This window comes from Metabacillus crassostreae (genome assembly GCF_016908395.1).
GTDB classification, from domain to species: Bacteria; Bacillota; Bacilli; order Bacillales; family Bacillaceae; genus Metabacillus; species Metabacillus crassostreae.
On record NZ_JAFBDU010000002.1, the window covers coordinates 545462 to 557398 of the forward strand.

At 33.6% G+C, this 11937-nt stretch carries 9 protein-coding genes; 5 read left to right on the plus strand and 4 right to left on the minus strand.

Annotated elements, in window-relative coordinates; all coding sequences use genetic code 11:
- Nucleotides 1-12 precede the first annotated feature (12 nt).
- Nucleotides 13-1779 carry an alpha-glycosidase gene (locus JOC75_RS10250; RefSeq protein ID WP_204953951.1) on the plus strand — a complete coding sequence of 589 codons (1767 nt, stop codon included), beginning with the start codon at nucleotides 13-15 and terminating at the stop codon, nucleotides 1777-1779.
- Nucleotides 1780-2118: 339 nt separating this feature from the next.
- Here JOC75_RS10250 and JOC75_RS10255 read toward each other — a convergent pair whose 3' ends face one another.
- On the minus strand, nucleotides 2119-2991 hold the full coding sequence (locus tag JOC75_RS10255) for an AraC family transcriptional regulator (protein WP_204953952.1): 873 nt from the start codon (nucleotides 2989-2991) through the stop codon (nucleotides 2119-2121).
- Nucleotides 2992-3113: 122 nt separating this feature from the next.
- On the opposite strand from JOC75_RS10255, the gene JOC75_RS10260 reads away from it, so the two are divergent.
- From JOC75_RS10260 to JOC75_RS10275, 4 genes are all read left to right on the plus strand, one after another.
- Entirely contained in the window at nucleotides 3114-4472 is a 1359-nt protein-coding gene (locus JOC75_RS10260) for an MATE family efflux transporter (RefSeq protein ID WP_204953953.1), read from the plus strand.
- Between the two features lie 546 nt (nucleotides 4473-5018).
- On the plus strand, nucleotides 5019-5777 hold the full coding sequence (locus JOC75_RS10265) for a carotenoid biosynthesis protein (protein WP_204953954.1): 759 nt from the start codon (nucleotides 5019-5021) through the stop codon (nucleotides 5775-5777).
- A gap of 19 nt (nucleotides 5778-5796) precedes the next feature.
- Nucleotides 5797-6456, plus strand: coding sequence for a lysophospholipid acyltransferase family protein (locus JOC75_RS10270; protein WP_204953955.1), 660 nt, complete (start codon nucleotides 5797-5799; stop codon nucleotides 6454-6456).
- Between the two features lie 18 nt (nucleotides 6457-6474).
- A complete protein-coding gene (locus JOC75_RS10275; protein ID WP_204953956.1) occupies nucleotides 6475-7947 on the plus strand; it encodes a phytoene desaturase family protein in 1473 nt (490 codons plus the stop codon).
- 74 nt (nucleotides 7948-8021) lie between these two features.
- On the opposite strand, the gene JOC75_RS10280 is transcribed toward JOC75_RS10275, so the two are convergent.
- Genes JOC75_RS10280 through JOC75_RS10290 form a run of 3 tightly spaced genes read right to left on the minus strand, consistent with a single transcriptional unit; the run spans nucleotide 8022 to nucleotide 11841 of the window.
- Nucleotides 8022-8867 carry a phytoene/squalene synthase family protein gene (locus JOC75_RS10280; protein ID WP_204953957.1) on the minus strand — a complete coding sequence of 282 codons (846 nt, stop codon included), beginning with the start codon at nucleotides 8865-8867 and terminating at the stop codon, nucleotides 8022-8024.
- Nucleotides 8855-10321, minus strand: a complete 1467-nt coding sequence (locus JOC75_RS10285; RefSeq protein ID WP_204953958.1) for a phytoene desaturase family protein — start codon at nucleotides 10319-10321, stop codon at nucleotides 8855-8857. Before JOC75_RS10285 ends, JOC75_RS10280 begins: the two co-directional genes overlap by 13 nt.
- Nucleotides 10318-11841, minus strand: a complete 1524-nt coding sequence (locus JOC75_RS10290) for a phytoene desaturase family protein (RefSeq protein WP_204953959.1) — start codon at nucleotides 11839-11841, stop codon at nucleotides 10318-10320. Before JOC75_RS10290 ends, JOC75_RS10285 begins: the two co-directional genes overlap by 4 nt.
- Nucleotides 11842-11937: the final 96 nt, after the last annotated feature.

Consider the following 11937-nt stretch of genomic DNA (forward strand, 5'->3'; position numbering starts at 1 on the left):
AAAGGAGTAAATATGTTAAAGGAAGCTATTTATCATCGCCCTAAAAATCAATTTGCCTATTCTTGTCATGATGGAACAGTTCAAATTATGCTTCGGACAAAGCATTTGGATTTAAATTCTGTTACTCTTTTTTATGGTGATCCTTTTCAATTTGTTGATAATAGATGGGTAAAAACTTCTGTTAGTATGAAGATTAGTGGCCATGATGAGCTTTTGGATTATTGGCTTGTTCGTATCCAACCACCTCAAAAACGTCTAAGATACGCTTTTGAATTAATACATAATGAAGAAAAATTATTTTTTACGGAAAAAGGATTCTGTGATTTTGTACATGATGATTTTTCTGCATATTTTTGTTTTCCCTTTTATCATAAATCAGACAGCTTCACAGCACCAAATTGGGTGAAGGAAACAGTATGGTATCAAATTTTTCCTGATCGTTTTTCAAATGGCACAACAACAAATGATCCAGTCGCAACTTTACCTTGGAATAGTACTGAACCTACAGTAGCCACAATATTTGGTGGTGATTTAAAGGGTGTGCTCAAAAAGCTTGATTATTTAGTAGATCTTGGAATAACAGGGATTTACTTTACACCAATATTTAAGGCAAATTCAAATCATAAATACGACACAATTGATTATTTCGAAATCGATCCTCAGTTTGGAGATAAACAAACCTTTAAAAAACTCGTGGAAGAATGCCATAAAAAAGGAATCAGAATTATGCTTGATGCTGTATTTAATCATTGTGGAGAGAACTTCCCACCATTTCAAGATGCTATTTTGAATCGTAATGGATCACCTTATAAGGATTGGTTCCATTTTACTGAGAATCAAATGAGAGAGCTTCACTATGAAACATTTTCTTTTGAAAAGTCGATGCCAAAATTAAATACGACAAATCCTGAAGTGAAACAGTATTTAATAGATGTTGGACAATATTGGATAAAAGAATTTAATATTGATGGCTGGAGATTGGATGTTGCCAATGAAATTGATCATCAATTTTGGAGAGAATTTCGACAAGCTGTTAAATCTGTTAAGAAAGATGTTTTTCTTGTAGGAGAGGTGTGGCATGATGCGCTACCATGGCTTGAAGGGGAGCAATTTGATTCTGTGATGAATTATCCTCTAACAAATATGCTTCACCGCTTCTTTGCTTATGATGAGATCAATGCGAAACAATTCGGAGATGAGCTTCAGTCATACATGCATCAATATCCAAAGCCTCAATATGAAATGCTTTTTAATATAGTTGGTAGTCATGATACACCTAGAATTATCAACATAGCTCAAATGAATAAAAAAAGAGTAAAGTTAATAAAAGCCTTTCAATTTAGCTTTTTAGGATCTCCCTCAATCTATTATGGTGATGAAATTGGCTTAACTGGTGACCAAGATCCAGGCTGTAGAAAGTGTATGGTTTGGGAGAAAGAAGGCCAAGATCAAGAAATGCTCACATTTATGAAGAAATTAATTCATCTTAGAAAAAAATACCCTATCATGGCCAATGAAGGAGATTTCAAATTACTAGCTACAGATGCAAATACAAATTATCTTTGTTATAGCAGAAAAACAAAGAATCAACTTCTACTTGTTGTAATGAACAAAAGTGCCGAAAAGCAATCAATCTCACTTCCTATTGATATAAAAAATAAAACGATTCTTGATCTCTGGAAGTCAGAGGAGTTTGCTGCAAACTCAAGCAGTATCGATGTCACACTTGAACCATATGACTTTTCGTTTTTGTTAATAAGGCATCCCTGTGAAACTTAACATTTACTTAGATACAGGCATTAATGGTAAATATTAATCAAATTAACTTGATATCGTTTTTTTACCAACTTTATAATGGAAATGAAGCGTAAAACACTTAACTCCTGCGGGTGTAGAGGAAAGGTCGAGATCTTATAGGCGAAGCAGATGAGACTCGACTTCCTCCCCGGGAATTCTAGTGTTTGGAGCGAAATGGAACATTTTTTTTATTACTACTAGAGTAAAAATGGTATTTCATTTAGCATAAAAAAATAAATACTGTAAACCAAGGTCACCAACAAATTTTGAACTATTCATTTAAGTAAAGATCTCTTTGTAACAATTAATATGAAAAAATCTTCAATCTCTTCCTTGACGCCTGTTAATAACCTTTCGATATTCTATAGGACTCATTCCCTCCAACCTTTTAAAAAGCTTTGAAAAATAAGTAGAATCCTCTATTCCAACTTCCTTAGAGATATTCGCGATCTTGTTATTTGTTGTGGCTAACAATTTCTTCGCTTGATTCATTCTAAATTTATTTAAATATAAATTTGGAGTTATTCCAGTTATTTTTTGCATACAGCGCGTAATATAATCTGGGTGAAAATGAAGATTTTTTGAAATGTCCTCCATTTTCACTTCTGTTTTATAATGATTTTGAATATATGCTACTGTTAATTCAACTACTTTTTCTGCTGCTGTTGGTATCTTACATGCTTCTTTTTGTAAATGTAAAAGAAATTCCTGAAAATATAATTGCTGTCTTAGCTGATAATCAGGAGCTTGGTGATCTATACCTAAAATGTTTTCAAATATATTTTCTACAAAATGATTATGTTCAATTTCCCCGTAACATGGAATTCTTAATTTATATAAAGGAGGCTTCACATGATCACCTTGAACGATATGAATATCTCCCCAATTTTCAAGTCCCTTTTCAACAAGGTCATAATCAGTTGGAATAAGAAAATGAAACCAATAATACTCTGTTTTCACAGGACTGCCCTTATGTCCGTAATGTTCAAATCCTGGAACTAAAATAATATATTGCCCTTTCGTAACAGTGAAACTCTTTTCGTCTTCTGTCAGATATAGCTCCCCTGTTTTTACGTAAATTAAATCAAACACAGAAAACACACGACGAAAATGCTTTGTTCCCTTTTCAAAAACAGCATATCCTTCTGTAATTAAAGTTGGAAAAGGTGGTGTATTAAATTCAAGATATGACATAAAAGATCCATCCCTGTAGTCGTATTTTTCCAAAAGTTATCGATTTCCTCTCTTTCTATTATACAACAATCTCTGTAAACTAAATAAGGATTGTTGACGTTTAATAAAGGGAGTTGATCATCATGTCGTTAACAAAACAAGATCGGAAAATAACATTATTTGCGCTTACATGGCCAATATTTATTGAAGTACTACTCCATATGTTAATGGGTAATGCAGATACACTTATGCTTAGTCAATATTCAGATCAGTCTGTAGCTGCTGTTGGTGTTTCAAATCAAATATTATTTTTGCTGATTGTTATGTTCGGTTTTATTGCAACAGGAACTACCATTTTAGTGGCCCAATATTTAGGTGCAAAACAATATAAAGATGCAAAAGATATCTCTTCTGTCTCTATATCTGCAAATCTATTAATCGGATTATTAATCAGTGTGATTATTTATATCGCAAGTGAAGATATTCTGCACTTAATGAATATTCCAGAAGAGCTTTTAGCAGAAGCAACCTTCTATCTAAAGCTAGTAGGAGGGTTTTCATTTGTTCAGGCTTTAATTATGACAGCTGGTGCTATTCTTAAAAGTTATGGTTACACGAAAGACACCATGTATTTAACAATTGGCATGAACATTTTGAATATTATCGGAAACTACTTTTTCATTTTTGGTCCCTTTGGATTTCCGATATTAGGTGTTCAAGGTGTTGCCATCTCAACTGTCGTTTCAAGAATTATTGGATTAGTTGTTATTTTGTATATACTAAAACAACGAGTACATTTTACAATTAATATAAAAGAAATCTTTGCACTTCCTGTTCATCACCTAAAAAACTTACTACGCATCGGGGTTCCAACAGCTGGTGAGCAATTTTCCTATAATACTTCACAAATGATTATTACTGTTTTTATAACAATGATAGGAACAGAGGCATTAACAACAAAAATATATACACAAAATTTAATGATGTTGATTTTATTGTTTAGCCTTGCTGTTAGTCAGGGCACCCAAATCTTAATCGGATATTTAATTGGTGCTAAAGATTATGAAGGAGCATATAAGCGTTGCTTACAAAGCTTATATGCTGGTGTAGCCATTTCAACTATTATGGCGATTATCTTCTCAATTTTCTCGGATACATTACTTGGTATCTTCACAAATAATGAAGATATTCTCAAAACCGGTGGTATCCTCATTCTATTAACAATCATACTCGAGCCTGGTAGAGCGTTTAATATGATCATCATTAGCTCCTTACGAGCAGTTGGTGATATTCGCTTCCCTACCTATATGGCCATTGTTTCAATGTGGGGAGTAGCTGTTCCAATTGCCTACATCCTTGGCATTCATTTTGAGCTAGGTCTTGTTGGTGTGTGGATTGCCTTTATTACGGATGAGTGGTTAAGAGGTATCGTAATGCTTCATAGATGGAAATCACGAGCTTGGGAATCAAAACAATTCATTACAAGAGCTGCCGCAAATTAATTTATATAAGCTATAGAAGCTGGGACATAAGTATTTAAGTTAATGATAAACCCGAATTATTAGGTGATATTCCAATTAATCATTCGCCTAATAGTTCGGGTTTTATTTGCTGTCTTCATAGATTTTTGATTTTGTATACTATTTTTAAGAACTAGTGGAATGGAGCGGAAGGCACTCGACTCCTACGGGAATAGAGGAAAGGCTGAGACCCCACAAGCGTAGCTGAGGAGGCTTAGCTTCCTCCCCGTGGAAAGCGAGTGTCTGCAGCGCAATGGAACGAACTTGTTTCTTTCAGCTTAGCAGAAATTAGATTTATTCGTCTTTTTGTATGATTTCTATAATTATGTACCAGCCTTTTTTTACGATTTTCAAAAAATCAATGTTTTAATTAAGCCTCTTCTTTAAAAGGTTGTTAAAGTTAACCAAATTATCTTTAGAATCATATTATGCTAACTTCCTCTGCATCTTAAACTAGGACAAAGCATACTATTATTGTACAAACAATGTGCAATCTACTATAATCTTGGATAGAAATGAGGGTTTGATTTGAAGATTGATGAATTAACATTTAAGCTGTTTCTCATTTGGTATTTTGTTGGAATTATTCTTTTAACCTTTGATCTTATTCCACCTGCTCTTGAATGGGCTAACGTCGTATTTTTAATTCTCTCAGGCTTAATCGGTGGCATTTATTTTATTAAGTCATTTGGTCTTAATTTAGGTTTGAGCTTAAGTCTAATTATTGTTTTCTTTTCGATTTTTGCTGAACATATCGGTGTTGAGTATGGACTTCTTTTTGGAGATTACTATTATACAAGTGATTTTGGTCCAAAACTCATTGGAGTTCCAATTGCCATTGGATTTGCATGGCTAATGGTAATAGCTGGTTCACACGCCATTTCATCGGTGATAACAAAAAAACAACAGTTTATACCTTACACTATTATCGCTTCTCTACTTGCTGTTTTAATTGATCTTGTTATAGATCCTGTAGCATATGTAGTGAAAAACTATTGGGTATGGAACGCAGAAAGCTTTTACTACAACATCCCCATGTCTAATTTTATCGGCTGGTTTATTGTCGCTTTTATTCTGCATTCTGTGATTTACATACTATCTCTTAAAGCGAAACGAACTATCACTATTTGGCACTCCCGTATTGTGACTGTCTTTTTTCTCGTATTAGCAATGTTTTTATTACTTTCACTCTTCAATGGGCTATGGCTAGCTGTTTTTATAACAGGGTTTTTCTCTCTGATCACAATCTTTACTTATTTAAGAAATCGTCATCACTTATTTGACTGATATGAAATGAGGATTTTTAATGATTGAAGCAAATAAGAAGGCTTGGTTTGAAGCTGTATTTAGTATTTATAATCGCCAGCTTTTAAAAAGATACTTTAAGGATATTTATCTCCAGTTAGATCAACCATTACCTTCTCAAGCAATTTTCACAATAAATCATAGCTCTTGGTGGGACGCACTTGTTTTATTTCATTTAAATCGTCATGCTCTAAAGCATGATTTGTTTGTAATGATGCATGAAAAAGGATTAAAGGACTACCCTTTCTTCGGAAAATTAGGAGCATTCTCAGTAAATCGACTGAGTCTAAAGGGTATTGTGAAAGCACTAAACTATAGTGGTACTCTTTTAAAAGAAGGCAAATCAGTTGGTCTTTTTCCTCAAGGTGATGAGTTTCATTTAGAAAAAAGACCTTTGTCATTTTTACCAGGCACTATTGCCATAATGGAAAAAAATCAAGAAATCCCACTTATCCCAATAGCCTTCTATTATAGCTTTGGACACACAAAAAAACAGGAAATATACATTAAAGTTGGTGATCCAATTTATTATCACTCACTTAATGGCTCTTCTCGTAAAGAAAGAAATTCTTCACTTGAGCAGCTTTTCACTAAACAGCTAGATTCATTGAAACAAAATGTTGTAGATGAACATAGAGATTCATTTCGAGCAATTCTCTAAATAAGGACTGAGAATAATATGAAGAAAATCGCGATAATAGGTGCAGGTCTTGGTGGATTAACGGCTGCGATATCATTAGCTTCTCAAGGGTATCAAGTAGACATATTCGAGAAAAATAATCATTGTGGTGGTAAATTAATGCCGTATGAACTTGGTACACATAAATTTGATTTTGGACCTAACACCATCACAATGCCACATATTTTCAAACAGGTTTTTGAGATCGCTGGAGAAAAGGCTGAAGATTATATCCAATTTATAAAATTACCGATCCATACAAGAAATATCTTTTCTAATGGAACAGAATTTGATTTTACAAATGATTTCGTATATATGAAAAAACAGCTAGAACAATTAGATTCATATGGCAGAACTCAATTTGATTCTTTTATTAAGGAGATCACAAGACTTTACAACTTATCTGAGAAACACTTCTTTTTTAAAACCTTTGAAAACCTAAGTGATTACTTAGCTCCAAAGCTAGGGATGGCATTGCTGCAGGTTAGGCCTAATGAATCTTTACATCATTTCTTTTCACGGTATTTTCAAACGAAGGAAGTCATTGAAGCATTTTCTCGTTATGCAACATATATCGGCTCATCTCCATATGTGAGTCCTGCAACTTTTAGCTTGATTGCTTATTTGGAGCTTGTTCAAGGTGTTTACTATATCAAAGGTGGAAACGTTCAGCTTGCTCAAGCATATGAGCAGCTTGCTAAAAAACTAAATGTAAACATTCATCTGAATACAAAGGTGACCAATATTCATGTTGAAAATAAAAAAGTGAAACATATCGAATTTGAGAATCGTGAAAACTATTTACCAGATGAAGTAATTATGAATGCTGATTTGTTAAAAGCTTATCCTGAATTAGTAAATGAGGCGAATCGTCCACACTTTACAACAAAAAAACGTGATCGTTATCAACCATCCATTTCCGCATTTGTAATACTGGCTGGATTAAATGTACGCAATGACCAATTGCTTCATCATAACGTGTATTTTTCTAATGATTATCAACAAGAATTCAAGGATCTATTTACTCACCATAGATATAGTGATAATCCTACGATTTATATTAGTAATAGCTCTTATACGGATAAGACGCAATCTCCTGATGGAGACAATTTGTTTATTTTAGTAAACGCTCCTCCGTTACAAAAAGATGGTAAGCTCGGAATAGATTCTGAGGAATATAAAAAGAGAATATATCAGCTTTTAGAGGATAAAGGTTTATCAATACGAAAGCATTTAGTACATGAAAAAATCATCACTCCACAATATATCGCTGAGAAGTTTGGTGCATATAGAGGAGCGTTGTACGGGCTTTCTAGTAATAATAAGCTAGATGCATTCTTAAGGCCGAGCAATTTTTCAAGAGATATTAGTAATTTATCATTTGTAGGAGGCAGTACACATCCTGGTGGAGGCTCACCTATGGTCGTTATTAGTGGATTAAATGTTGCTACTGTTTTGTCTAAACGTAAATGAAAAATGCTAAACAACAATACAATAAACCTTACGCATAACTCGTCATAGTAAGAGCTTTTATGCGTAAGGGTTTTTCATCCAGATATCTTTGAGAGAATAATTGTTTTTTCTTCATTACTAACGTATTGCTTTTCATTAAATACTTTATATTGTTTCTTCCTAATCTTCGTTAATATTTCTCCATAAAATAAAGCTGAAGCCTTAACAGGAGTTCGTGATGATAATGGATATTCATTCATTGTTTTGAGAGCTTTTTGATAGTGTAGCTCAGCTTCATTCGCAAGATGTTCCCATATCTTAACAAATGATGAATTAACTAGGCCTCTTCGTAGATCTTCTTCACTATATTGATAATAATCCATTAATTCCTTCGGTAAATAAATTCGATTCCGTCCTAAATCATCACCTATATCGCGTAAAATATTTGTTAATTGCATTCCAAGTCCAAGTGAAATAGCACCTTCACGTAGAGCTTCGATTTTTTGTGGTGCCAGTATAGGTAAAAGCATTAATCCAACTGAGCTTGCTACATGATAGGAATAAGTAAGAACTTCATCAGTTGTATTATAGCGTGTTTTCACAAGATCCATTCGCTGCCCTGTAATCATATCTAAAAATGCATCTTTTTGAAGATTATAATGAATAGACACATCATGCAATGCGAGCCACATAAAATGATATTCTCCCTGTGGAATTGTACCGCTTAAAAACAAATGAAAATCTTCTTCAAAAAGTGCTAATTCCTTTTGAGGTGAAGAGCCTTCATCAACGATGTCATCAACAATTCGACAAAACGCATAAACAGCCCAAACCGCTTTCTTTTTCTTCTCTGGCAATAAGGAAAATGCCTTATAAAAAGTTTTAGAGTGATGTTTTATTACCCTTTCACATTGCATATATGCATTTTCTATATTAGCCATTTTTCCGCCTCCTGTTTATGATCATTTTGTACAGCATCAACCATTATTTTTGCTCCTTGCATGACAATTGGAATTCCACCACCGGGATGAACAGATGCACCTACTGCATATACATTTTTGTAAGAAGATGGTTTAGCCTGAGGACGAAAAACACCGGATTGAAATAAAATTGGTGCAATTCCAAAGCTTCCGCCTTGAAATAGTCCCTCTTTTTCAGCCATATTAGGTTTTTTAACCTTTTTCCAAACAATATGATTTCTTAAATTTGGAAAGCCTCTTTCCTCTAACTCATCAATAATTTTCTCAATAAAGTCTTCTTGATTTGACCAGTTAATATGAGTACCCGATGGTACTGGGACAAGAGTATATAAGACTCCTTTCCCATCTGGCGCAAGACTTGAATCAATAACAGATGGATGGAATGAGTAAAACGATGGATCTGATGGTACAACCTTTTTCTCAAAAACTTCCTTCATGTGGTTTGCAAAATCACCACTCATGAAAAATTGATGAACAGGAGTATTTTCATAGACTTTATCTAATCCAAAATAAAGCAATACACAGCTTGATGAAGGTGTATATTTATCTTCTGGCGGTTTCTTTGTATCTAGCAGTTTAGACATAACAGGAAAATCCCCATTTAAAATGATCTGGTCGGCACTTACATACTCGTCATTTACATAAAGACCTGTTGCTTTGTCACCTTCGGTAGAGAGTGATGTTACTTTTGAATTTAATTGTACCTTAATACCTCTTCTATCAAGCTCTTCTTTCAAAACATCTACTAAGTGAGCATAACCACCTTTAAGATAATAGATTCCATGTTTATGCTCACTATATGAAATCAGAGAATATAAAGCAGGGGATTCATAGGGATTACCACCTATATAAAGAGATTGAAGTGAGTATGCTAAGCGCATATTTTCTTCTTGAAAATATGTTTTTAATGATTGATAGACTGTCCGATATGCCTTAAGTTTTACTAATGTTTTAATATTTTTCTTTGTCCAAAAATCTCTTTTGCTAGAAAAGGACCTTTTAATAAATGATGACATTCCCTGCTCGAACCGAATATCCATATCACTCATAAATTTTATAAATCCTTGCTTTTCATTAGGATAAAGTCGCTCTAGCTCATTAAGCTGTTTTGAACGATCAGTGTATTTTTCATATGTTGATCCATCTTTAAAATGGATTGAATATAACGGATCAATTTGTATGAGCTCATACTTCTCAGGCGGTACACCTGCTTCTTGTAAAATACTTGTAAGCATGTGTGGTAAAAGCACAATTGTTGGACCTTCATCAATTTTAAAATCATCTTGTTCAACATAAGAAAGTCTGCCACCTAATCTATCTCGTTGTTCTAATATTGTAACATCATAACCCTTTTTATTTAAAAGGAGAGCTGACACTAATCCACCAATCCCTCCACCAACAACAACTGATCTCATTTCGCATCCCTCAAATCCACGTGCATATTCACATGCTTTATATTATGATTAGCTTGCTTTTCAATTGCATTTGTAGTGATTCGTGCTGATTCTAAAATCGTGGGAAGACCACTACCTGGATGTGTTCCACCACCAACTAACCAACAGCGTTTTAGTTCCTCAAATTCATTATGCGGCCTTAGCACCATCATTTGTGTTAGCTGATGACCTAGATTAAATGTAGCTCCTTCGTAAACAAAAATATCTTCTTCCCAATTTCTTGGTGTTATTATTTTTTCTACTTTAATATGACTCTCAATATCTTTAAACTCAGTTTTTTCTTGAATTGTTTTTAACACTAATTCTCTAAAACTATCCTTATGAGCTTCCCAATCTATCTGACTTAAATTGCTAGGAACAGGAGCTAAAATATATAAAGCTGAATGACCTTTTGGTGCTAAAGTTTGATCTGTTACACTGGCATTCTGAATATATACAGAAGGGTCTTTTGGCATCGTAAACGTTTTTGTTATTTCCTCAACATTCTTTTTATAGTCTTCTGCAAACACTATTGTGTGATGTGGAAGATCATATTGTTTATCTAAACCCAAATAAATCATAAATGTTGAACATGAATATTTTTTCTTTTTCAGCTTTTTCTTAGAGTATTTTCTTAAAACACCATCATCAACAAGATTTGTCATAACATGTGCAAAGTCACCATTAATAATAACTTCATCCGCTTTAATTTTTTCGCCATTTTCAAGCTCGATCCCAGTAACTGTTTTACCTTTAAGTAATAGCTTTTTCACACCTTTATTTAAATGTATTTTCCCTCCAAGCTCTTCAAAAGCTTTTGCCATTGCTTTAGATAGCTGATTCACTCCGCCTTTAGGATGATAAATTCCATATTCATGCTCCATATAAGAAAGGATTGAAAATGCTCCTGGACATTCCCATGGTGACATTCCTAAATATTTCGATTGAAATGTAAAAGCAAGCTTCATTCTTTCATCTTTAAAATATCTCGATAACACTTCATATAAACTTTTCGAAATTGTTAATTGAGGTAATGCTTTAATAACTTTCCATCTAAAATAATCATAAAAATGATCCATTTTACTTTGTAATATAGGAGTTAGGGCATTCATTTTCTTTCTTGTATCATCCATAAATCGTTTATAGCCATCACCTTCACCTGGAGCTATATGATTTAATCTTTGTATCATCTCTCGTTCATTTCTTGTCATATTAATGGTAGCATCATCAAATATCAGTTGGTACATCTCTTCAAGTTCAATAAGATCTACATAATCATGCAAGTTCTTACCCGTAGAGTGGAAAATTTCCTCAGCGATATGAACCATACTTAAAAAGGTAGGACCCATATCAAATGTATAGCCCTGTTCTTCAATAGAAGCGTTTCGGCCACCTATGTATGATTGTTTTTCAAATAGATCTACATCGTACCCTTTACTAGCTAACATCATCGCAGCTGCTAACCCTCCAGGTCCAGCTCCAATCACAACCATTTTTTTCATGATGAATGCCCTCCAATAAGTGTACATATATTATACAAACATTATACATAGTAACTATAGAAAACTCAAACATTAATAACCTGTTAATACGCTAGC

Coding starts and splice junctions, on each gene's coding strand:
- JOC75_RS10280 (WP_204953957.1), bottom strand. CDS start 8,867: ATGGCTAATATAGAAAATGCATATATGCAATGTGAAAGGGTAATAAAA.
- JOC75_RS10275 (WP_204953956.1), top strand. CDS start 6,475: ATGAAGAAAATCGCGATAATAGGTGCAGGTCTTGGTGGATTAACGGCT.
- JOC75_RS10285 (WP_204953958.1), bottom strand. CDS start 10,321: ATGAGATCAGTTGTTGTTGGTGGAGGGATTGGTGGATTAGTGTCAGCT.
- JOC75_RS10255 (WP_204953952.1), bottom strand. CDS start 2,991: ATGTCATATCTTGAATTTAATACACCACCTTTTCCAACTTTAATTACA.
- JOC75_RS10290 (WP_204953959.1), bottom strand. CDS start 11,841: ATGAAAAAAATGGTTGTGATTGGAGCTGGACCTGGAGGGTTAGCAGCT.
- JOC75_RS10250 (WP_204953951.1), top strand. CDS start 13: ATGTTAAAGGAAGCTATTTATCATCGCCCTAAAAATCAATTTGCCTAT.
- JOC75_RS10260 (WP_204953953.1), top strand. CDS start 3,114: ATGTCGTTAACAAAACAAGATCGGAAAATAACATTATTTGCGCTTACA.
- JOC75_RS10270 (WP_204953955.1), top strand. CDS start 5,797: ATGATTGAAGCAAATAAGAAGGCTTGGTTTGAAGCTGTATTTAGTATT.